The sequence below is a fragment of the Halomonas sp. PBN3 genome (assembly GCF_000475415.1).
In the GTDB taxonomy this organism is placed as follows: Bacteria; Pseudomonadota; Gammaproteobacteria; order Pseudomonadales; family Halomonadaceae; genus Halomonas; species Halomonas shengliensis.
Map to the genome: position 1 here is coordinate 71591 of NZ_AXCA01000163.1, position 20579 is coordinate 92169.

The 20579-nt window shown below is 70.8% G+C and carries 20 protein-coding genes; 13 read left to right on the plus strand and 7 right to left on the minus strand.

The window, feature by feature from the left end:
* Positions 1–18: 18 nt before the first annotated feature.
* From glk to Q673_RS29060, 3 genes are all read right to left on the minus strand, one after another.
* Positions 19–984: a glucokinase gene (gene glk / locus Q673_RS29050; protein WP_023006243.1), complete on the minus strand. Its 966-nt coding sequence runs from the start codon at positions 982–984 to the stop codon at positions 19–21.
* Positions 985–1166: 182 nt separating this feature from the next.
* The gene (gene edd, locus Q673_RS29055) at positions 1167–3053 is read right to left on the minus strand and encodes a phosphogluconate dehydratase (RefSeq protein WP_023006244.1); all 1887 of its coding nucleotides are present in this window, start codon (positions 3051–3053) and stop codon (positions 1167–1169) included.
* 114 nt (positions 3054–3167) lie between these two features.
* Complete coding sequence (locus tag Q673_RS29060; RefSeq protein WP_023006245.1) at positions 3168–4565, minus strand: aldehyde dehydrogenase family protein; 1398 nt, start codon at positions 4563–4565, stop codon at positions 3168–3170.
* 92 nt (positions 4566–4657) lie between these two features.
* Here Q673_RS29060 and Q673_RS29065 point away from each other — a divergent pair, with 92 nt between their 5' ends.
* The 12 genes from Q673_RS29065 (at position 4658) to lpxL (ending at position 15427) form a co-directional block, all read left to right on the plus strand.
* Positions 4658–5800: a GNAT family N-acetyltransferase gene (locus Q673_RS29065; protein ID WP_023006246.1), complete on the plus strand. Its 1143-nt coding sequence runs from the start codon at positions 4658–4660 to the stop codon at positions 5798–5800.
* 95 nt (positions 5801–5895) lie between these two features.
* Complete coding sequence (ftsB, locus tag Q673_RS29070) at positions 5896–6231, plus strand: cell division protein FtsB (protein ID WP_023006247.1); 336 nt, start codon at positions 5896–5898, stop codon at positions 6229–6231.
* The gene (gene ispD, locus Q673_RS29075) at positions 6228–6962 is read left to right on the plus strand and encodes a 2-C-methyl-D-erythritol 4-phosphate cytidylyltransferase (protein WP_023006248.1); all 735 of its coding nucleotides are present in this window, start codon (positions 6228–6230) and stop codon (positions 6960–6962) included. The genes ftsB and ispD overlap by 4 nt, the downstream gene beginning before the upstream one ends.
* On the plus strand, positions 6962–7465 hold the full coding sequence (gene ispF / locus Q673_RS29080) for a 2-C-methyl-D-erythritol 2,4-cyclodiphosphate synthase (protein ID WP_023006249.1): 504 nt from the start codon (positions 6962–6964) through the stop codon (positions 7463–7465). Before ispD ends, ispF begins: the two co-directional genes overlap by 1 nt.
* A complete protein-coding gene (gene truD / locus Q673_RS29085; protein WP_235048516.1) occupies positions 7458–8534 on the plus strand; it encodes a tRNA pseudouridine(13) synthase TruD in 1077 nt (358 codons plus the stop codon). The genes ispF and truD overlap by 8 nt, the downstream gene beginning before the upstream one ends.
* A gap of 25 nt (positions 8535–8559) precedes the next feature.
* Positions 8560–9306: a 5'/3'-nucleotidase SurE gene (surE, locus tag Q673_RS29090; RefSeq protein WP_023006251.1), complete on the plus strand. Its 747-nt coding sequence runs from the start codon at positions 8560–8562 to the stop codon at positions 9304–9306.
* A complete protein-coding gene (locus Q673_RS29095) occupies positions 9293–9973 on the plus strand; it encodes a protein-L-isoaspartate(D-aspartate) O-methyltransferase (protein ID WP_023006252.1) in 681 nt (226 codons plus the stop codon). Before surE ends, Q673_RS29095 begins: the two co-directional genes overlap by 14 nt.
* Positions 9974–9984: 11 nt before the next feature.
* Entirely contained in the window at positions 9985–10992 is a 1008-nt protein-coding gene (locus Q673_RS29100) for a DUF368 domain-containing protein (RefSeq protein ID WP_081712039.1), read from the plus strand.
* Positions 10985–12151, plus strand: a complete 1167-nt coding sequence (locus Q673_RS29105) for a peptidoglycan DD-metalloendopeptidase family protein (protein ID WP_031218261.1) — start codon at positions 10985–10987, stop codon at positions 12149–12151. Before Q673_RS29100 ends, Q673_RS29105 begins: the two co-directional genes overlap by 8 nt.
* A gap of 105 nt (positions 12152–12256) precedes the next feature.
* Positions 12257–13243, plus strand: coding sequence for an RNA polymerase sigma factor RpoS (rpoS, locus tag Q673_RS29110; protein WP_023006255.1), 987 nt, complete (start codon positions 12257–12259; stop codon positions 13241–13243).
* 145 nt (positions 13244–13388) lie between these two features.
* Positions 13389–14495 carry an alanine racemase gene (gene alr, locus Q673_RS29115; RefSeq protein WP_023006256.1) on the plus strand — a complete coding sequence of 369 codons (1107 nt, stop codon included), beginning with the start codon at positions 13389–13391 and terminating at the stop codon, positions 14493–14495.
* A gap of 17 nt (positions 14496–14512) precedes the next feature.
* Positions 14513–15427: an LpxL/LpxP family Kdo(2)-lipid IV(A) lauroyl/palmitoleoyl acyltransferase gene (gene lpxL, locus Q673_RS29120; RefSeq protein ID WP_023006257.1), complete on the plus strand. Its 915-nt coding sequence runs from the start codon at positions 14513–14515 to the stop codon at positions 15425–15427.
* A 133-nt stretch (positions 15428–15560) separates the two neighbouring features.
* Here the strand turns inward: lpxL and ettA are convergent, their stop codons facing one another.
* The 4 genes from ettA to Q673_RS29140 form a co-directional block, all read right to left on the minus strand.
* Positions 15561–17222, minus strand: a complete 1662-nt coding sequence (gene ettA / locus Q673_RS29125; protein ID WP_023006258.1) for an energy-dependent translational throttle protein EttA — start codon at positions 17220–17222, stop codon at positions 15561–15563.
* 80 nt (positions 17223–17302) lie between these two features.
* Positions 17303–17506 (minus strand): PA3496 family putative envelope integrity protein, encoded by a 204-nt coding sequence (locus tag Q673_RS29130; RefSeq protein ID WP_023006259.1) that lies wholly within the window; start codon positions 17504–17506, stop codon positions 17303–17305.
* 193 nt (positions 17507–17699) lie between these two features.
* The gene (locus Q673_RS29135; protein ID WP_023006260.1) at positions 17700–18134 is read right to left on the minus strand and encodes a PAS sensor domain-containing protein; all 435 of its coding nucleotides are present in this window, start codon (positions 18132–18134) and stop codon (positions 17700–17702) included.
* Positions 18135–18272: 138 nt separating this feature from the next.
* On the minus strand, positions 18273–19586 hold the full coding sequence (locus tag Q673_RS29140; RefSeq protein WP_023006261.1) for a hypothetical protein: 1314 nt from the start codon (positions 19584–19586) through the stop codon (positions 18273–18275).
* A 104-nt stretch (positions 19587–19690) separates the two neighbouring features.
* On the opposite strand from Q673_RS29140, the gene Q673_RS29145 reads away from it, so the two are divergent.
* The gene (locus Q673_RS29145; protein WP_023006262.1) at positions 19691–20575 is read left to right on the plus strand and encodes a DMT family transporter; all 885 of its coding nucleotides are present in this window, start codon (positions 19691–19693) and stop codon (positions 20573–20575) included.
* Positions 20576–20579 lie beyond the last annotated feature (4 nt).

A 20579-nucleotide genomic window follows, 5' to 3' on the forward strand; every position in this document is an offset into this window, starting at 1 on the left:
TCGACCTCTTGCGTCGATTCATTCGACTTCTGGATTGTGCAGGGCCTCGGCGGCGCCCAGCAGCCCCGGCCAGGGCGCGGTGACCACCTGGATCGGCAGCGCCGCGTTGTAGGCCCGCATGCGCCCCTTGTCGGCGAAGGCCTCGCGGAAGCGGCTCTTCGGCAGCCAGTCGAGCAGCCGCGGCAGGATGCCCCCGCACAGGGTGACGCCGCCGCGGGCGCCGAGGGTCAGCGCCGCGTCGCCGCAGACGTCGCCGAGGATCTTCAGGAAACGCAGCAGGGTATCACGAGCCACGGGGTCCGCGTCGGCGGCGGCGGTGACCTCGGCGGGGCTCGCGTAGGCGGGGTTGGCGCCCTTCAGCGAACAGTGGGCCAGGTAGAGGTCGAGCAGCCCCTGGCCGCAGAGCACGCGCTCCACCGATACCCGCCCGTAGCGGTTGCGGAAGTGGCGCAGCAGGTTCTGCTCGCACTCATCGGTGGGGGCGAAGGTGACATGCCCGCCCTCGCCGGGCAGCGGGATCCAGGCGTGGCGGCCGGGGAAGAGGGTGGCCACGCCGAGCCCGGTGCCGGGCCCGATCACCAGGCGCGCGGCGTGGGAGGCGGGCGTGCCGGGCTGCACCTCGACCAGCTCGTCCTCGCCCAGGTGGGGGACGCCGAGGGCCTGGGCGGTGAAGTCGTTGATGGTCTTGAAGAGTTCAAGCCTCAGCTCCGCCTGCACCGCGGCGCGGGAGAAGACCCAGTGGTTGTTGGTCATCTTGATGCGGTCATCATGCACCGGGCAGGCGAAGGCCAGGCAGGCCTCGCGGGGCGCGCGCTCGCCTACCGCCCCGACCCGGGCCAGGTAGTCGCGCACCGCCTCCACCAGGCCGGGGTAGTCGGCGCAGGGCAGGGTCAGGATGTCGTGGGGCGCGAAGGCGCCCGGGGTCACCAGGGCGAGTCGGGCGTTGGTGCCCCCGATATCGCCGATCAGGGCGGGTCGAATCATCGTCAATGGTTCTCTAGGGCTGCGTCGCTCGAAGCTGTTCCGGCGACAAGCCTGCGAGGGGGCGCTGTGAACCCCTCCCTGGGCGCTACCGACGCCATCCATGGCGTAGGACCCCCTCTGCGGCTTGTCCCCGGCGCTTCTCACTATCTCACATGCCGTGGATCAGACGGCCTCGGCGTGGCTCAGGCGTCCTCGTCGTGGATCTGGCCGGCCTGGCGGGCCAGGTCGTCGGCCTCGAAGCCGCCGAACACCCCGGCGCCTTCCTCGCCGCGCATGGCCAGGTGGCGGAAGCCGGCGAACAGCTCGCGGCCCAGGCCCACGTGGTAGTGATCCAGCTCGGCGACGCGCTTCTCGCGGTCGGCCCAGGTGTGGGCGTCCACCTTCGCCTGGAGGGTGCCGGCGTTGGCATCCAGGCGCACGATGTCGCCGTCGCGCAGCTTGGCGAGCGGCCCGCCGTCGAGGGCTTCCGGGCTGATGTGGATCGCCGCCGGCACCTTGCCGGACGCGCCGGACATGCGCCCGTCGGTGACCAGTGCCACCTTGTGGCCGCGGTCCTGGAGCACGCCCAGGTAGGGCGTCAGCTTGTGCAGCTCGGGCATGCCGTTGGCCTTGGGGCCCTGAAAGCGCACCACGGCGATCACGTCGCGGTCCAGCTCGCCGGCCTCGAAGGCCGCCTTGAGCTCATTCTGGTCCTCGAAGAGCTTGACCGGGGCCTCCACCACGCGATGCTCCTCGGCCACCGCCGAGACCTTGATGACCCCGCGGCCCAGGTTGCCGTCCACCACGGTGAGGCCACCGGTGGGGGCGAAGGGCGTGGCCACGCCGCGCAGCACCTCCTCGTCGAGGCTCCTCTCGGGGCCCTCGCGCCAGGTGAGCTTGCCCTCCTCGAGGAACGGCTCCCGGGTGTAGGCGGTGAGGTCGGTGCCGAACACCGTGGGGATGTCGCCGTGGAGCAGCCCCGCGGCGAGCAGTTCCCGGAACAGCAGGCTCATGCCGCCGGCGGCCTGGAAGTGGTTGATGTCGGCCTGGCCGTTGGGATAGACCCGCATCAGGCTCGGCGTCACCGCGGAGAGGTCGGTGAAGTCCTCCCAGGTAAGGGTGATGCCGGCGGCGGCGGCCATGGCCACCAGGTGCAGGGTGTGGTTGGTGGAGCCGCCGGAGGCGAGCAGGCCGACGATGGCGTTGACGATGGCGCGCTCGTCGATCTGCTTGTAGAAGGGGCGGTAGTCGCCGCCGGGCTCGGTATTGCGGATCGCCTGCTCGGTGGCGAAGCGGGTGAGCGCCTCGCGCATCTCGGTGCCCGGGTTGACGAAGGAGGTGCCCGGCAGGTGCAGGCCCATCATCTCCATCATCAGCTGGTTGGAGTTGGCGGTGCCGTAGAAGGTGCAGGTGCCGGGGCTGTGGTAGGACTGCGACTCCGCCTCGAGCAGCTCCTCGCGGCTCGCCTTGCCCTCGGCGAAGAGCTGGCGGATGCGCGCCTTCTCCTTGTTGGGCAGCCCGCTGGGCATGGGGCCGGCCGGCACGAACATGGCCGGCAGGTGGCCGAAGCGTGCCGCGGCGATGAACAGCCCCGGCACGATCTTGTCGCACACGCCGAGGTAGAGCGCCGCGTCGAACATGTTGTGGGAGAGCCCCACGGCGGTGGCCATGGCGATGACGTCGCGGGAGAACAACGACAGCTCCATGCCCGGCTGGCCCTGGGTGACACCGTCACACATGGCAGGCACGCCGCCTGCGAATTGGGCGGTGGAGCCCATGGCGCGGGCGGCGGCCTTGATGGTCTCGGGAAAGGTTTCGAGCGGCTGGTGGGCCGAGAGCATGTCGTTGTAGGCCGAGATGATGCCGAGGTTGGCGCTGTTCATCAGCTTCAGCGCGTTCTTGTCCTCCACCCCGCAGGCGGCGAAGCCGTGGGCCAGATTGCCGCACGAGAGCTCGCCCCGGTGCACGCCGCGGCGGTGCTGGTCGGCCATGCGCGCCTCGTAGAGGGCGCGGCGCTCGGCGCTGCGCTCGCGGATGCGGCGGGTGACGTCGGCGACGGTGGCGTTGAGGGCGGGGGTGGGACTGGCCATGGGACACCTCGGCGGTTTGTTTTGGTAAGTTTACCAATATAGATTGCGAGCTTTCGCCAATCCTAGCGGAATTGTTGTCCTTTTTGTAGTTTTCTTACCTTGAGGGGCCGCGGCTCACAGCCCCAGCAGGCGTAGCAGCCAGCGCCGGTAGGGCGGGTTGAGCCAGCTTACCGCGCTGCGTCGCGACTGGGCGAAGACGCTGCGCTCCAGGCTGAAGCGACGGAAGCCCGCCTCGCCCTGGTAGGCGCCGATGCCGCTCGCGCCGACCCCGCCGAAGGGCAGGGCGGGCACGGCGTTGTGCCACAGGGTGTCGTTGAACACCACGCCGCCGGAGTGGGTGGTCTGAAGCACCCGGCGGCGCAGGTCGGGGTCGTCGGTGAAGGCATAGAGCGCCAACGGACGCGGCCTGGCGTTGATGTGGGCCAGGGCATGGGCCATGTCGGGCACCCCGATCACCGCGAGCCAGGGGCCGAAGATCTCCTCCTGCATGATCCGCAGGTCGTCGGTGGGGTTGACCACCAGGGTGGGCGGCAGCTTGACCCCGCCGCTGGCAAGCTCGAGCCGCTCGCCGAGCGCTATCACCCGGCAGCCGTGGTCGCGGGCCTCGGCGAGCATCGCCTCGAGGCGCTCGCGCTGTGCCTTCCCCGGCACCGCGCCGTAGTCGCGGCTGGCGCTGCCCTCGGGGTAGAAGCGTGCCACCTGGCGCTCGAGCGCCTTGAGGAAGGGCTCGAGGCGCGAGGCCTCGATCAGCACATGGTCCGGGGCGATGCAGGTGCGCCCGGCGTTGAGCCACTTGCCGAAGGCGATGCGCTCGGCAGCCTTCTCCAGGTCGGCGTCGGCGGCCACCAGGGCCGGGCTCTTGCCGCCGAGCTCCAGGGTGACCGGCGTCAGGTTGGCCGCGGCGGCGCTTGCCACCTCGCGGCCGATGGCCCCGCCGCCGGTGAACAACAGGTGGTCGAAGGGCAGGGCGGCGAAGGCGCGCGCGACCTCGGCGTCGCCCTCCACCACGCATAGCTCCTCGGGGGCGAAGTAGCGCGCCGCGAGCCTGGCCATCAGCGCCGAGGTGGCCGGGGTGTGCTCGCTGGGCTTGATCATCACCCGGTTGCCGGCGGCCAGGGCGTCGATGGCGGGCAGCCAGGCCAGGCTCCAGGGGTAGTTGGAGGGGGCGATGATGCCCACTACCCCCAGTGGCTGAGGGTGGGTGCGTGCGGAGGCCGGCTGGAGCCGCCAGGGCACGGCGGCGCGGCGCGGGCGCATCCAGCGGCGCAGCCGGCGCCGGGCAAAGCGCGCCGCCTGCAGCACCGTGGCGATCTCCGCCAGGCGGGTCTCGACCGCGGGGCGATGGCCGACGTCCGCGTCGATGGCTGCGGCGATCTCGTCGCGGTGGCGGCGGCTCAGGGTGGCCAGCCGCGCCAGGCGCTGGCGGCGCTCGGCCAGGCTGGGATAGGGGGCGGCCGAGAAGGCGCGGCGCTGGGCGTCGAGGCGCGCGGTCAGGGCGCGGGCATCATCCATGCGAGGGTCCTTGAGGCGGTGATGGCAAGGGGTCGCGAGTCTGGGCACAATGTAGGCCCTTCGCCAACGCCTTGTCAGCCGCCGGAGTCGCCATGCCCTCGCTCGTGTCGCAGGAAGTGCCCGCCATCGAGGCGCTGCCCGCCGCCGACTGGAACGCCCTGGTCGACGACGACTCCCCCTTCCTGCGCCATGAGTTCCTGCACGCCCTGGAGGCCAGCGGCGCGGTGGCGCCGGCCACCGGCTGGGTGCCGCGCCACCAGACGCTGTGGCAGGGGCGGCGGCTGGTGGGCGTCATGCCGCTTTACCACAAGTATCACTCCTTCGGTGAATACGTCTTCGACTGGGCCTGGGCCGATGCCTGGGAGCGCGCCGGCGGGCGCTACTACCCCAAGGCGCTCACCGCCGTTCCCTTCACCCCGGCGCCGGGACCGCGGCTGGCCCTGGCGCCGGGCATCGATCCGCTCGCCGCCCGCGAGGCCCTGGCCGCGGCCTGGGAAGACGATCCGGCCCTGCCGAGCTGGCACCTGCTGTTCGCCACGGGCGCCGAGGTGGCCGACTGGCAGGCGGCGCGCCCGGGCCTGCTGGCCCGCCATGGGGTGCAGTTCCAGTGGCGGGACGCCGGCTACGGTGACTTCGAGGGCTTCCTCGCCGCCCTGACCGCCAAGCGGCGCAAGGCGATCCGCCGCGAGCGGCGCCTGGTTGCCGACCAGGGGCTGACCCTGCACCGCCTGGAGGGCGAGGCGATCGACGCCGCGGCCCTCGAACACTTCTTCCGCTGCTACGAGATCACCTACCTCGAGCGCGGCCGCAGCGGTTACCTGAGCCTGGAGTTCTTTCGCCGCCTGCGCGCCACGCTGCCCGAGGCCCTGCTGCTGATCCAGGCGCGCCTCGAGGACAAGCCGGTGGCGGCGGCGCTCTGCCTGCAGGGCGCACGCACCCTCTACGGCCGCTACTGGGGAAGCGAGGTGGTCGCCGACTGCCTGCACTTCGAGGCCTGCTACTACCAGGGCATCGAGCACTGCCTCGAGCGCGGCCTCACCACCTTCGACCCCGGCACCCAGGGCGAGCACAAGCTGTCCCGGGGTTTCGCGCCACGGCTGCTCACCTCGCTGCACCATATCGCCGACCCGCGCCTGCGCGACGCCGTGACCCGCTTCTGCGCCGAGGAGCGCGAGCATGTGCTGGCCTACCGCCGAGCCGCCGAGGCGGCGCTGCCTTTCCGGCGCGGGGCCTAGCCTCTTCGCCGAGCCTGCCGCCGAGATTGGCCCTGCCGGCGGGCCGCTAAGATGGCATAATGCCTGCCATCGTAACGACGCAACGGGAAGGCACCATGCTCAAGGGGTTGGCGCTGGCGCTGACGGTGCTGCTGGCGCTGCTGCAGTACCGGCTATGGCTCGGCCAGGGCGGCATCGAGGAGCTCGCCGAGGTGCGCGAGCGGGTGGCGTCGCTGGAGGCGGCCAACCAGCCGCTGCGCGACCGCAACGCGCGCCTGGCGGCCGAGGTGCTCGACCTCAAGACAGGCCTCGATGCCATCGAGGAGCGGGCACGCAGCGACATCGGCATGGTGCGCACCGACGAGCAGTTCTTCTGGGTGCCCGACGTGGCGGTGGAGGCCGAGCCGGTGGTTAACCCGCTGCCCGCCACCGAGCTGGAGGCGCGCCGATGAGCGCGGAGCCCTGGCTGGTGGTGCCGGCGGCCGGCCGCGGACGACGCATGGGTGCCGACCGCCCCAAGCAGTACCTGACCCTGGCCGGGCGCCCGGTGCTGGCGCACACCCTGGCGCGGCTGCACGCCGCCTTCCCGGCGGCGAGGCTGTGCCTTTGCCTCGACCTCGACGACGCCTGGTTCGACCCGGCCTGGGTGCCCTTCGCCGACTGGCGGCGGGTGGCCGGCGGTGCCGAGCGCGCCGACTCCGTGGCCAATGCCCTGGCGGCTATCGAGGGCGAGGCCCACGCCGACGACCTGGTGCTGGTCCACGACGTGGCGAGGCCCTGTGTGGCGCTCGACGACCTGCGCCGGCTCAAGCAGGCGCTCGACGAAGAGCCGGTGGGCGGGCTGCTGGCCGCCCCGGTGGCGGATACCATGAAGCGCGACGACGGCGCCGGCCGGGTGGCCGCCACCGAGCCCCGCGACGGGCTGTGGCACGCCCTGACGCCCCAGGGGTTCCGCTATGGTCTGCTGGCCCGTGCGCTTGCCGCGGCCGCCGAGGCGGGCGTGGCGGTCACCGATGAGGCCACGGCGATGGAGGCGCTGGGCGAGGCGCCCCTGCTGGTGCCGGGGCGTCGCGACAACCTCAAGATCACCCATCCCGAGGACCTGGCGCTGGCCGGACTGATCCTGGCCGCCCAGGCCTCGGCGCACAACGAGACGGCGCCGGCGGGCGTCGCGGAGAGATGATGCGAATCGGCCATGGCTTCGACGTCCACCGCTTTGGCGAGGGCGACCACCTGATGATCGGCGGTGTCGCCGTGCCCTTCGAGCGCGGCTTCATCGCCCACTCCGACGGCGACGTGCTGTTGCACGCCATCAGCGACGCCCTGCTGGGGGCCTGCGCCTTGGGCGACATCGGCCGCCACTTCCCGGACACCGACCCGGCCTGGAAGGGCGCCGACAGCCGCGACCTGCTGCGCCGCGTGGTGGCCCTGGTGCGCGAGGCTGGCTACCGGGTTGGCAACCTCGATGCCACCCTGATGGCCCAGGCGCCAAAGATGGCCCCCCACGTGGGAGCCATGGCGGCCAACATCGCGGACGACCTGGGGCTGGCGCGCGGTGCGGTCAACGTCAAGGCCACCACCACCGAACGGCTGGGCTTCACCGGCCGCGGCGAGGGGATCGCCGCCGAGGCGGTGGCGCTGCTGCTGCCGGTCGCGGATCGGCAGGGTGAGCCTGCCGGTGAGTGAGGTCGACGTCACACGCGAGCCCGACGCCATCGCCTGGCCCCCGGCCTGGCCGCGGGCGCTGGACGCCGCCTTCGGCCCGCCGCCACCGGGGGAGTACCGGGCGCGCCCCGAGGACTTCCGGGTCGAGGAGGTGCTCGACTTCGCCCCCGAGGGGGAGGGCGAGCACCTGTGGCTGTTCATCGAGAAGCGCGACCTGACCACCGCCATGGCGGTCAAGGCGCTGGCGCGGCTGTGCGAGGTGTCGCCGCGGGCGGTGGGCTACTCGGGCATGAAGGATCGCGTCGCCGTGACCCGCCAGTGGCTCTCGGTCCAGCTGCCGGGGCGCGAGGCGCCGGCGGGCCTCGTTGATGCGCTGGCCGAGCAGGGCATCGGGGTGCTGGAGATGGCCCGCCATCCCCGCAAGCTCAAGCGCGGCGTGCACCGCGCCAACCGCTTCCGGCTGCGGCTCACCGGGCCGGCGGTGGAGTCGCCGGGCTTCACGGCGCGCTGGGAGCGGCTGCTCGAGCGCGGGGTGCCCAACCTCTTCGGTCCCCAGCGCTTCGGTCACGATGGACGCAACCTGCTGCGCGCCCGCGCGCTGCTGGCCCGGGGCTGGCGCAAGCGTGACGACCGCGACGGCATGCTGCTCTCGGCGGCGCGCAGCTTCCTGTTCAACGAGGGGCTCGCCGAGCGCCTGGCCGATGGCAGCTGGGAGACGCTGCTGCCGGGCGAGGTGGCGATCCTCGATGGCACGGCGAGCCAGTTCACCGTCGAGGCGCCGGATGCCGAGCTCGAGGCTCGGGCGGTGCGCCTCGATTTGCACCCCAGCGGCGTGCTGTGGGGCGTGGGGCGCTCGGCGGCGAGCGGCGAGGCGCTGGCCCGCGAGGCCCGCCTGGCCGGCCGCTACCCGGCGCTGTGTGCCGGTCTCGAGCGGGCCGGGGTGCGTCTTGGGCGGCGACCGTTGCGGCTGCGCCTCGCCGAGGCGAGCCTCGAGCTCGGCACCGATGAGCTGTGGCTCACCTTCACGCTGCCTCGCGGGGCCTTCGCCACCGCGGTGCTCAGGGAATTGATCGCGCACCCGACCCTGTGACGGGGCGCCCAGACGAGGAGACGAGATGCGTCGACTGCTGCTCTCCAACGATGATGGCGTGCATGCCCCCGGGCTGCGCGCCCTGCACGATGCCCTGGCGGCGCACGCCAGGCTGCGCGTGGTGGCCCCGGACCGCGACAAGAGCGGGGCCAGCAACTCCCTGACACTGACCCGGCCGCTGGCGCTCTCGGCGCTGGACAACGGCTTCTACAGCGTCGACGGCACCCCGGCGGACTGCGTCTACCTGGGGGTCAACGGCGTCTGGGACGAGAAGCCCGACCTGGTGATCTCCGGCATCAACCACGGCGGCAACCTGGGCGACGACGTGCTCTACTCGGGCACCGTGGCCGCCGCCATGGAGGGACGCAACCTGGGCATGCCGGCCATCGCCATGTCGCTGGTGGGCCACCGCCACTTCGACACCGCCGGCCGGGTGGCGGCGAGCCTGGTGGGCGCCGCGGACCGGCTCTCGCTGCCGCCGCGCAGCCTGCTCAACGTCAACGTGCCCGACCTGCCGTGGAGCGAGATCCAGGGCTTCCGGGTCACCCGCCTGGGCTATCGTGGCCCCGCCGCGCGGCCCCAGGAGGTGCGCGACCCGCGCGGGCGGGTGCGCTGGTGGATCGCCGCCGTGGGCGAGAACGCCGACGACGGCCCCGATAACGACTTCGCCGCCGTGGAGGCGGGCTACGTCTCCATCACCCCGCTGCAGACCGACCTTACCCGGCATGCGGCCATCGCGGACGTCAAGGGCTGGCTGGATGCACTCACCTGAACGGCTGGCCGAGCTGGTGCGCGGCGTGGGGATGACCTCCCAGCGCACCCGTGATCGCATGGTCGAGCGCCTGGCCGCCCAGGGCATCCGCGACCCGCGCGTGAAGGAGACCCTGGCGCGGGAGCCGCGCCACCTCTTCCTGGACGAGGCGCTGGCCCATCGCGCCTACGAGGACACCTCGCTGCCCATCGGCCACGGCCAGACCCTCTCCCAGCCGTGGATCGTGGCGCGCATGACCGAGCTGGTGCTGCAGGAGGCGCCCGAGCGGGTGCTGGAGGTGGGCACCGGCTCCGGCTACCAGACGCTGATCCTGTCGCGGCTGGTGCCGGAACTCTGGTCCATCGAACGAATCAATGCCTTGCACCGGCGTGCCGCCGAGCGGCTGCGCCTGCTGGGGGCACGCAACCTCCACTTACGCCTGGCCGACGGCGGCCACGGCTGGGAGGAGGCGGCCCCCTTCGATGTCATCCTGCTCACCGCCTGCGCCAGCGAACTGCCCACGGCGCTGCTCGCCCAACTCGCCGGGGGGGGTGTGCTGATCACCCCGCTCGCCGACGCCCGCGGCCGCCAGTGGCTGACCCGGGTGCAGCGCCAGGGGGACCAGTTCGAGCGGCGGCGACTGGAGCCGGTGCGCTTCGTGCCGTTGCTGGAAGGCGTCATCCGTTGAAAAGGAGTTCTCTGTTGAAGCGATATCTCGGCCTGGTGATCCGGGGTGCTGGCATGGGCGCCGCCGACGCCGTTCCCGGCGTCTCGGGCGGCACCATCGCCTTCATCACCGGCATCTACGAGGAGCTGATCCACACCATCAAGCGCTTCGGCCCCAGCGCCTTCGGCGCCTGGCGCCGCGGCGGGGTGGCGGGGCTCGTCGCCCACCTCAACCTGGCCTTCCTGGTGCCGCTGCTGGCGGGCATCCTGGTGAGCCTGGTCAGCGTCGCCCACCTGGTGGTGTGGCTCATGGAGGACCACCCGCTGCTGCTCAACGGCTTCTTCTTCGGCCTGGTGCTGGCCTCGGCGCTGGTCGTCAGCCGCCACCCTGCCGACTGGAAGTGGTGGCACGTCGCGCCGCTGGTGGCCGGGCTGCTGCTGGCCTATGGCCTGCCCGCACTGATGCCGCTGGTCAGCGAGCTCGGCAGCCGCGAGACCATGTTGGTGGTGGGCGGGGCCATCGCCATCAGTGCCATGATCCTGCCCGGCGTCTCGGGTAGCTTCCTGCTGCTGACCATGGGGCTCTACGGCACCGTGATGGATGGCATCCGCAGCTTCGACCTGGGGCTGATCGGCCTGTTCGGGGCTGGCTGCGCGGCGGGGCTCTTCGCCTTCTCGCGGTTGCTCTCCTGGCTGCTCGACCGGCACCACACCGCCACCCTGCAGCTGCTGGTGGGCTTCATCGTGGGCTCGCTGCCGGTACTCTGGCCATGGCGAGAACTGGTACGCTACCAGCTCGGCCCCGAAGGACAGATGATTCCGCTGGACTACCGCTACCTGACACCGGGCGACTACGCCCTGCTCACCGGCGATGCCCCCCAGTTGCTGGCCGTGACGGCCCTGGTGCTGGCGGGGGCGGCCACGGTGCTGCTGATCGACCGCGGTGGCCGGCACGCCACCCGGTCGCGTCCGACCGGCGGGGCCACCACACATGGGGCAAGCCCCGATGGGGCGAACAAGGAGGAAGGCTCTGATGCGTAAGGTATTGATGATCTCGGGGCTGGCCCTGGCGATAGCCGGCTGCGCCAGCCAGCAGGAGACCCCCCGGCAGGTACCTGTGCGCGACCTCTCGGCCAGCCGTGCCGACGACGCGGCCAGCCACTACACGGTGGAGCGGGGCGATACCCTCTACGGGATCGCCTGGCGCCACGACATGGACTACCGCGACCTGGCGCGGCTCAACCGCATCGGCCCGCCCTACCACATCGAGCCGGGCCAGCGCCTGGTGCTCGACCCCGAGGCCGCCCGCGGCGAGGCCGGCGCCGACGTCGACGCTGGCAGCGCGGTAGCGGTGGCCACGCCCCTCGGCGGTGCCCAGCCCCAGGACGACGCGGACGACATGGGCTGGCTGCTGCCCAGTGGCGAGACCGAGGCGCGGCGCTCGTCCGGCGAGTCCCTGTCAGGCGACGCGGCCTCCAGCGGCGAGGCGCCGACCGGCACCACCGGTGTCGCGGATGATGGGAGTGACCAGGGCCCGGGCCCGGTTTACTCACCGGACAGCCCCGGCGCCGATGGGACCCTGAGCGAGCGTGACCTGGCCGAGCGCAGCGAGCGTGATGCGGCCACTGAGGCCCCGTCAGCCGATGAGACGGCAGATGCTACCAACCAGGCCCAAGACGTGGCCGATTCCACTGCCGAGCAGGCCCCCGCCCGGGAGCGTGCCGATGAGGCGCCGGTCGACACGGCCGCCGAGACCGATGCCGGCACCGCCGTGGCCGGCGGCACCCAGGGCGCCGATCGCGATTCACGCACCTACACCCCGGTGGCCGAGGTGCCCTGGCAGTGGCCCGCCGACGGCGAGGTGGTGGGGCGTTTCGGCGAGGGTGGCACCATCACCGCCGGCATTGATATCGCCGGGCAAAAGGGGCAACCTGTCAAGGCGGCGGGACCGGGCATCGTGGTCTATGCGGGCAGTGGCGTACGGGGGTACGGCCAGCTGATCCTGCTCAAGCACAACGACCAGTTCCTCAGCGCCTACGCCCATAACGACTCCCTGCGGGTCCGCGAGAACGACGTGGTCGAGGCGGGTGAGGTGATCGCCACCATGGGCGACAGCGATGCCGAGAGCGTCAGGCTCCACTTCGAGGTGCGCAAGGATGGTCAGCCCCAGGACCCACTGGAGTATCTGCCACCACGCTGATGCCTCGCCCCGGTGGGCTCGCCCACCGAGTGTCACACAATAATAATCGGAAGCGCCGATGCTTCTCGGCATCGGCGACAGGACGCAAGCACGGGGTAGCCATCGATGAGCATGCTTGAACGGGACCTTCAGGATGTGGATCTTGACGCGCTCGAGGAGAAGGAAGACGAGATCGTCGATAGCATCGACGACGAGACCCGCGAGGAGGATGAGGCCGCCTTCGAGAAGGCGCTGAATCGCGAGGACCGCTACAGTCACCAGAGCCTCGACGCCACCCAGATCTACCTCAACGAGATCGGTTTCTCGCCGCTGCTCACCCCCGAGGAGGAGGTCTTCTACGGCCGCCTGGCCCAGAAGGGGGATCCGCTGGGCCGTTCGCGGATGATCGAGTCCAACCTGCGCCTGGTGGTCAAGATCGCCCGGCGCTACCTCAACCGTGGCCTGTCGCTGCTCGACCTGATCGAGGAGGGCAACCTCGGCCTGATCCGCGCGGTGGAGAAGTTCGACCCCGAGCGCGGCTTCCGCTTCTCCACCTACGCCACCTGGTGGATCCGCCAGACCATCGAGCGGGCGCTGATGAACCAGACCCGCACGATTCGCCTGCCGATCCACGTGGTCAAGGAACTCAACATCTACCTGCGCGCGGCCCGCGAGCTGACCCAGAAGCTCGACCACGAGGCCACCGCGGAGGAGATCGCCGAACACCTCGACAAGCCGGTGGCGACGGTCAAGAAGATGATGGGGCTCAACGAGCGCATCTCCTCGGTGGACTACCCGGTGGGCGGCGACAGCGACAAGCCGCTGATCGAGACCCTGGCCGACGACAACGAGCTTGGCCCGGAGTCCAGCCTGCTGGATGGCGACGTCAAGCAGCATGTCGACGAGTGGCTCTCCGAGCTCACCGAGAAGCAGCGCGAGGTGGTGGTGCGCCGCTTCGGCCTGCGCTGCCACGAGGCCGCCACCCTGGAGCAGGTGGGCGAGGAGATCGGCCTGACCCGGGAGCGGGTGCGCCAGATCCAGGTCGAGGCCCTCAAGAAGCTGCGTCGGGTGCTGGAGAAGCAGGGCCTCAACCTGGAGGCCATCTTCGAGTAGTGGGTGGAGGATCTTGCTGGACTGCCCCCTTCCTTTAGCGCGATCGCTGGGGAAACCGCCGTCGATACGGCGGTTTCTTCCGTGATTTCGCCGTCCATTCCGATGATAATGCCGGGTTGTTCCGTTCGCTGACCTGGAGTTTGCCATGGCCCGGCCGCTGACCGCCGAGATCGACCTCGACGCCCTGCGCCACAACTACCGTCTCGCCTGCGAGTGCTCGCCCGAGAGCCGCTGTGTCGCCGTGCTCAAGGCCGACGCCTACGGCCACGGCGCGGTGGCCTGCGCCCGTGCCCTGGAGGGGCTCGCCCCGGCCTTCGCCGTGGCCTGCATCGAGGAGGCGGTGACCCTGCGCGAGGCGGGCATCGCCACCCCCATCGTGCTGCTCGAGGGCATCTTCGGCGCCGATGAGCTTGACCAGGTAGACGAACTGGGCCTGTGGATGGCGGTTCACAGCGACTGGCAGCTCGACGCCCTGCTCGCCCATCGCCCCGCGCGCCCCATCCCCGTGTGGCTCAAGGTGGACTCCGGCATGCATCGCCTGGGCTTCCCCCCCGAGCAGGCCGAGGCGGCCTGGCGGCGGCTGCAGGCCGCCCCCGACCACGCCTGCGACCTGCAGCTGATGAGCCACTTCGCCACCGCCGACCTGGTGGAGGAGGCCTACTTCGAGGCGCAGATGGCGTGCCTGACGGCCCTCGCCGAGCGTCTCGACGCCTCGCTGTGCCTGGCCAACTCGCCGGCCACCCTGGCGCGGCCTTCCGCCCACGGTGCCTGGAACCGCCCCGGGGTGATGCTCTACGGCAGCGACCCGCTGGAGGCCGCCAACGCGGCCAGCCGCCGCCTGGCGCCGGTGATGACGCTGCGCTCGGCGATCATCGCCGTGCGTGAGCTGCCCGCCGGCGAGCCGGTGGGCTACGGCGGGCGCTGGGTGACCCCGCGTCCCTCGTGCATCGGCGTGGTGGCCGCCGGCTACGGCGACGGCTATGACCGCCACGCGGTGGATGGCACCCCGGTGCTGGTCGAGGGGCGGCGCACCAGGATCGCCGGCAAGGTCTCCATGGACATGCTCACCGTGGACCTGACCGATATTCCCGAGGCCGACATCGGCAGCGAGGTGGTGCTGTGGGGGCGGGCGGCCAACGGCGAGGTGCTCTCGGTGGACGAGGTGGCCCGCTACTGCGACACCATCAGCTACACCCTGCTTACCGGGGTGCTGCCGCGGGTGCCGAGGCGCTATCATGGGCAGCCCCGCTAGCTCGACAGGAAGCCCGCATGTCCAGGGACGACGCCTCGACGAACTTCGCCCACCCCCGGTACTGGCCGGTGTGGCTGGCCATCGGCGCCATGCACCTCGCCGCCTGGCTGCCCTGGGGCCTCAAGATCCTGGTCGGCAAGGCGATCGGCCTGGCCGCCTGGCGTTTCGCCGGGCGCCGTCGGCATATCACCGAGACCAACCTGCGGCTCTGCTTCCCCGAACTCGATGAACAGCAGCACCGGGCGCTGGTCAGGGAGACCTTCATCGCCAACGGCATCGGCATCATGGAGACCGCCACCGCCTGGTGCCGTGACCCGGAGCACCTGCGCCACCGCGTCACCTTCAAGGGCCAGGAGCACATGGCCCGGGTGCAGGCCCAAGGGAAGGGCGCCCTGATCATCGGCGTGCACTTCTCGACCCTCGACCTGGGCGGCGCCCTGCACTCGCTGTTCTTCCCTGCCGACGCCGTCTATCGCCCCCACGACAACCCGCTCTTCGAGCGCTTCATGACCCGGGCGCGCAATCGCATCTTCGGCGAGACCATCGACCGCTTCGACCTGCGCGGCGTGGTGCGCCGCATCAAGGCGGGCCATAGTGTCTGGTACTCGCCGGACCAGGACTTCGGGCGCGACGCCAGCGTGTTCGCCCCCTTCTTCGGCATTCCGGCTGCCACGGTGAAGATGACCGCGCGCATCGCCCGCATGACCGGCGCCCCGGTGATGCCGCTGATCTTCCATCGCAACCCGGACAATCGCACCTACACCCTGGAGTACCTGCCGCCGCTGGAGAACTTCCCCAGTGACGACGAGGTGGCCGACGCGGCCAGGGTCAACGCCTTCATCGAGGGCGCCATCCGTCGCCACCCCGAGCAGTACCTGTGGCTGCACCGACGCTTCAAGACCCGCCCCGAGGGCGAACCCGGTTTCTACTGAAGCGGAGCTTCAGTAGAAACCGGGAGCTGTAAGCTATAAGCCGTAAGCCATAAGAAAACCCCACAACCGAGAAGGTTAGTGGGGTTTTCTCTTACAGCTTAAAGCTTACGGCTTCCCGCTCCGGCGAAGCCGGTCAGGCGTCGATCCGCTTGTACTTCATGCGGTGCGGGGTGTCGTCGCCCACGCGCTTCTTGTGGTCCGCCTCGTAATCCGTGTAGTTGCCTTCGAAGAACTCCACGTGGGAGTCGCCCTCGAACGCCAGGATATGGGTGGCGATGCGGTCGAGGAACCAGCGGTCGTGGGAGATCACCATGGCACAGCCGGGGAAGGCCAGCAGCGCCTCCTCGAGGGCCCGCAGGGTCTCGATGTCCAGGTCGTTGGAGGGCTCGTCGAGCAGCAGCACGTTGGCGCCCTGCTTGAGGGTCTGGGCCAGCTGCAGGCGGCCGCGTTCCCCGCCGGAGAGCTCGTTCAGCCGCTTCTGCTGGTCATTGCCCTTGAAGTTGAAGCGCCCCACGTAGGCCCGCGAGGAGACCTCGTAGCCGTTGATGTTGAGGATGTCCTGACCGTCGGAGACCGCCTCCCACACCGTCTGCTTGTCGTCGAGACCGTCACGCAGCTGCTCGACGTAGGCGACATCGACGGTGTCGCCGACCACCACCTCGCCGGCGTCGGGCTGCTCCTTACCGGTGATCAGCTTGAACAGCGTCGACTTGCCCGCGCCGTTGCCGCCGACGATGCCGACGATGGCACCCTTGGGCACGGTGAAGGTCAGGTCCTCGTAGAGGAGCTTGTCATCGAAGGCCTTGGCGACGCCGTGGAACTCGATGACCTTGTCGCCCAGGCGCGGGCCGGGCGGAATGTAGATCTCGTTGGTCTCGTTGCGCTTCTGGAAGTCGCCGGACTGCATCTCCTCGAAGCGGTTGAGGCGCGCCTTGCTCTTGGCCTGGCGGCCCTTGGCGTTGGAACGCACCCACTCGAGCTCGTGCTTGATCGCCTTCTGGCGCGAGGCCTCCTGCTTGGCCTCCTGCTCCAGGCGCTTCTCCTTGGCCTCGAGCCACTGGGAGTAGTTGCCCTCGAAGGGGATGCCCTGGCCGCGGTCGAGCTCGAGGATCCAGCCGGCCACGTTGTCGAGGAAGTAGCGGTCGTGGGTGATCGCCACCACGGTACCGCTGTAGTCGTGCAGGAAGCGCTCCAGCCAGGCCACCGACTCGGCGTCCAGGTGGTTGGTGGGCTCGTCCAGCAGCAGCATGTCGGGGCTCGAGAGCAGCAGCCGGCACAGCGCCACGCGGCGCCGCTCGCCGCCGGAGAGATGACCGACCTGGGCCTCCCAGGGCGGCAGGCGCAGGGCCTCGGCGGCAACCTCCAGCTTGCGCTCCAGGTTGTGGGCGTCGGCGGCCTCGATGATGTTCTCCAGGCGTGCCTGCTCGGCGGCCAGGGCGTCGAAGTCGGCGTCCGGCTCGGCGTAGGCGGCGTAGACGCCGTCGAGCTTCTCCTGGGCCTCCTTGATGCCGGCCAGGGCCTCCTCGACGGTCTCGCGCACGTTCTTGCTGTCGTCGAGCTCGGGCTCCTGGGGCAGGTAGCCGACGTTGATGCCCGGCATCGGGCGCGCCTCGCCCTCGTACTCGGTGTCGACGCCGGCCATGATGCGCAGCAGGGTCGACTTGCCGGCGCCGTTGAGGCCCAGCACGCCGATCTTGGCGCCGGGGAAGAAGGAGAGCGAGATGTCCTTGAGGATCTGCTTCTTGGGGGGCACGACCTTGCCCACCCGATTCATGGTGTAGACGTATTGCGCCATGGAGTTCCACTTGGTTGGGGGGTTGGCTGACCTCGGGATGATAGAGCCCGCAACGGGCAAAGGCCAGCCAGTGGCGGGGGCTACTCCTCTTCGTCCACCGCCCAGTCGTCCTCGATAGCACGCCTCAGGCGGCGCTCCTCTAGCAGTGCCTCGACGCGGCGGCGGGCGCGCAGGGTGTCGGCGCGGCTGGTGGCGCGGGGACGCACGTAGTCGTCGTCGTTCACCGCGTCGGCGAGTTCCTGATCGTCGTCGTATCCGGGATCGAGAAGGGGTTCACGGCCCATGTGGCAATCCTCCCATGGCCAGGGCCCGGAAGTTGCCGGGCCATCACACGATCGCTTCTCGTCCGCCGGTCACGTCACACATGCGAACCCGAAGCGCCCAGGCAGCAAGCTGGCTGCCTGGGCGCTATATATATGCCTTGGGAGTGCAGTGCAAGCCCTCGAGGGCGGTTTTTTCGCGGCGCCGCCGCGGGGCTCACTCCAGGCCGTGCTCGGCCTTGAGCCGCGCCAGCTCCTGCTGGGCCTCGACCCGCTCGGTGACGTCCTTCTGCACCCCGATGTAATAGGTGAGGTTGTCGTCGTCGTCATGCACCGGGGTGATGGAGAGCTCGTTCCAGAACAGGGTGCCGTCCTTGCGGTAGTTGCGCAGCACGGTGCGGCAGGGGCGCCCCACGGCCAGCGCCTTGCGCAGGGTGTCGAGGCCCTCCTGGTCGCGGTCGTCGTTCTGCAGGAAGCGACAGTCCTGGTAGAGGATCTCGTCGGCGCTGTAGCCGGTCAGGCGCTCGAAGCCCTTGTTCACGTAGATCAGGATGTTCTCGTCGCCCTCCTGCTCGGCGACCACGATGCCGTCCTCCGAGGCGTCGACGATGCGCTCGAGCAGGTCGGGACTGATCAGGGGAGATCGTTTCATGCTGGGCGTTCCTGTCGCGGATCCTGTCCTGGCTGCCCGGGGGGAGACGGCGCGCGTGTTGCCGCTAGTGTGCCAGATATCATGGCCAGTGGGCGGCGGGATTTCAACGCGGCACAGGCGCGGGCCTGGCCGGGCCATTCACTCCACCTCGGGCAGGCGGCTGGCGCTGGCGGCGGCGGCCAGCGCCATGCCGGCGAGCACCACCAGCAGCGCGGCACCACCCAGCCACTGGCCCAGGGCGCCCACGGCGCCGCCCAACACCAGCAGCAGCACCCCGGTGAGGGTGTTGGAGAGCGCCACGTAGAGGGCGCGGTTGTCGCTGCCCGCCATGTCCACTACATAGGTCTTGCGCCCCAGGCGCACCCCGGCATGCACGATCACCAGCAGCGCATAGACCAGCGCATAGGGCCATACCGTCTGGGTCCAGCCCCCCGGAAGCCAGGCGACCAGCGCGCCCAGCAGGCAGCAGGCCGCCGCCCCCAGGCCGGCGTCGCGCATCACCCGGCGGCTCGAGGCGTCGGCGCGCTTGCCCCAGACGGGGTTCGCCAGCATGCCGGCGACGCCGGAGACCACGATCAGCACCCCCAAGCCGCCAAGCTCGGTGCCGCTCTGCTGCTGCCCGAGCAGCGCCACCCAAGGCAGCGCCAGGGCGCTGGCCAGCAGCAGGGCGCGGGCGACGTTGAAGTGCAGGAAGGCGCGGTCCTCGCCCAGCAGGCGCAGGCCCAGCTTGATGCTGTCCCAGGCGTTCTCGCCGCCCTCCACCGCGCCCGGGGCCTCGCGGAGTCGCGCCGCGCACAGGGCGTTGAGCGCCCAGCCCAGGGCCGCCACCCCCAGTAGCACCGCCAGGGTCAGCTCGCCGGGGCGGTCCTCGAAGAGCATCAGCACGCCGCCGGCGGCCAGGGTCACGGCGCCCGCCACGCTGCCGCTCCAGCCCATCAGGGTGCCGCGGCGCCGCTTGGCGATGGTCTTGCCCAGCACGTCCTTGGTGGCGATGGAGGAGAGCCCCCGGGCCAGCGACAGCGCCACCAGCACGGCCAGTACCAGGGCGCCGCCCAGCCCCCCGGAACCGGCCAGCGCGAGCAGGGCGAGTGCCGCGGCGGCGGCCGCCTGGAGCAGCCCGCCGGCCACCCATACCCACTTGCGTCGTGGCTTCTGGCGGATGAAGCCGGCCACGAACAGTTGCGGCAGCAGGGCGCCGGCCTCGCGGATCGGCACCAGCAGGCCCACCATCCACAGCGGCGCGCCGATCACCCCCAGCAGCCAGGGCAGCACCAGCCGGGCGCTGGCGAGCTCGTCGGCGAGCTTGTTGCCCAGCGAGGCCACCAGGTGCAGGAAGAAGCTGCGCGGCTGCTCGTCGCACGCCTCGTCGGGGATGTCCCGGCACATCCGGCTGTCCTCATCGCCGGTCAACCATTCGTAGAGGCGGCGCTGACTGATCTCGGGGGCGGCCATGGGGGCTCCTCGCTGGTAGGATGGGTCGCCCATTGTCGCGACTGTGAGGACGCCGTGTCACCCGTTGGAATTCCCCGCCGCTTTCCTGCCCCGAGGTCACGCCCATGACCCGCGACGGCCAGGCGATGCTGTTCGGCCTCGGTGCCGTGGCGCTGTGGTCCACGGTAGCCACGGCGTTCAAGGTGGCGCTAGGCCACATGAGCCCGCTGGCGCTGATGTGGCTCGCCTCGCTGGTCTCCTGGGCGCTGATCGGCGTGCTGGTGGCGCGCCAGGGCCTGCTGGGACAGGCGCTGCGCCGCGGCTGGCGCACCGCCGCCTGGGCCGGGCTGATGAACCCGGTGGCCTACTATCTGGTGCTGTTCGGGGCCTACGACCGCCTGCCGGGCCAGGAGGCCATGGCCCTCAACTACACCTGGGCGCTGGCCATGGCCTTCCTGGCGGTGCCGCTGCTCGGCCAGCGGCTGACCCGCACGGACGTGCTGGCGGGGCTGATCGCCTATGCCGGCGTCTGGGTGATCGCGACCCGCGGGGCGGTGCTCGACGTGGCCTTCGCCGACCCCCTGGGCGTCGCCATGGCGCTCGCCTCGACGCTGATCTGGGCGCTCTACTGGCTGCTCAACGCCCGTGACCCTCGCCCGCCGCTGGTGGCCCAGTGGCAGAACTTCAGCGTCGGTCTGCCGGTGCTCACGGTGCTGCTGCTGGCCGGGCCGGGCCTTGAGTGGCATGGCTGGACGGCGTTGGGGGCAGGGGTCTACGTGGGGCTCTTCGAGATGGGCATCGCCTTCGTGCTGTGGCAGCTCGCCGTGCACACGGTGTCGCGCACGGCGAAGGTCTCCAACCTGATCTTCCTCTCGCCGCCGGTGTCGCTGCTGCTGCTCTACCTGGTGGTGGACGAGCCGATCCTGCCGTCTACCCTGGTAGGCCTGGTGCTGATCCTCGCCGGCCTCGGCCTGCAGCAGTGGCAGAAGGCGCCAGCGCCAGCGCAGTAGGCGA

Bases quoted from the DNA above. Each gene is read 5' to 3' on its own strand.
- glk (WP_023006243.1), bottom strand. From the start codon at position 984: ATGATTCGACCCGCCCTGATCGGCGATATCGGGGGCACCAACGCCCGA.
- edd (WP_023006244.1), bottom strand. From the start codon at position 3,053: ATGGCCAGTCCCACCCCCGCCCTCAACGCCACCGTCGCCGACGTCACC.
- Q673_RS29060 (WP_023006245.1), bottom strand. From the start codon at position 4,565: ATGGATGATGCCCGCGCCCTGACCGCGCGCCTCGACGCCCAGCGCCGC.
- Q673_RS29065 (WP_023006246.1), top strand. From the start codon at position 4,658: ATGCCCTCGCTCGTGTCGCAGGAAGTGCCCGCCATCGAGGCGCTGCCC.
- ftsB (WP_023006247.1), top strand. From the start codon at position 5,896: ATGCTCAAGGGGTTGGCGCTGGCGCTGACGGTGCTGCTGGCGCTGCTG.
- ispD (WP_023006248.1), top strand. From the start codon at position 6,228: ATGAGCGCGGAGCCCTGGCTGGTGGTGCCGGCGGCCGGCCGCGGACGA.
- ispF (WP_023006249.1), top strand. From the start codon at position 6,962: ATGCGAATCGGCCATGGCTTCGACGTCCACCGCTTTGGCGAGGGCGAC.
- surE (WP_023006251.1), top strand. From the start codon at position 8,560: ATGCGTCGACTGCTGCTCTCCAACGATGATGGCGTGCATGCCCCCGGG.
- Q673_RS29095 (WP_023006252.1), top strand. From the start codon at position 9,293: ATGCACTCACCTGAACGGCTGGCCGAGCTGGTGCGCGGCGTGGGGATG.
- Q673_RS29105 (WP_031218261.1), top strand. From the start codon at position 10,985: ATGCGTAAGGTATTGATGATCTCGGGGCTGGCCCTGGCGATAGCCGGC.
- rpoS (WP_023006255.1), top strand. From the start codon at position 12,257: ATGAGCATGCTTGAACGGGACCTTCAGGATGTGGATCTTGACGCGCTC.
- alr (WP_023006256.1), top strand. From the start codon at position 13,389: ATGGCCCGGCCGCTGACCGCCGAGATCGACCTCGACGCCCTGCGCCAC.
- lpxL (WP_023006257.1), top strand. From the start codon at position 14,513: ATGTCCAGGGACGACGCCTCGACGAACTTCGCCCACCCCCGGTACTGG.
- ettA (WP_023006258.1), bottom strand. From the start codon at position 17,222: ATGGCGCAATACGTCTACACCATGAATCGGGTGGGCAAGGTCGTGCCC.
- Q673_RS29130 (WP_023006259.1), bottom strand. From the start codon at position 17,506: ATGGGCCGTGAACCCCTTCTCGATCCCGGATACGACGACGATCAGGAA.
- Q673_RS29135 (WP_023006260.1), bottom strand. From the start codon at position 18,134: ATGAAACGATCTCCCCTGATCAGTCCCGACCTGCTCGAGCGCATCGTC.
- Q673_RS29140 (WP_023006261.1), bottom strand. From the start codon at position 19,586: ATGGCCGCCCCCGAGATCAGTCAGCGCCGCCTCTACGAATGGTTGACC.
- Q673_RS29145 (WP_023006262.1), top strand. From the start codon at position 19,691: ATGACCCGCGACGGCCAGGCGATGCTGTTCGGCCTCGGTGCCGTGGCG.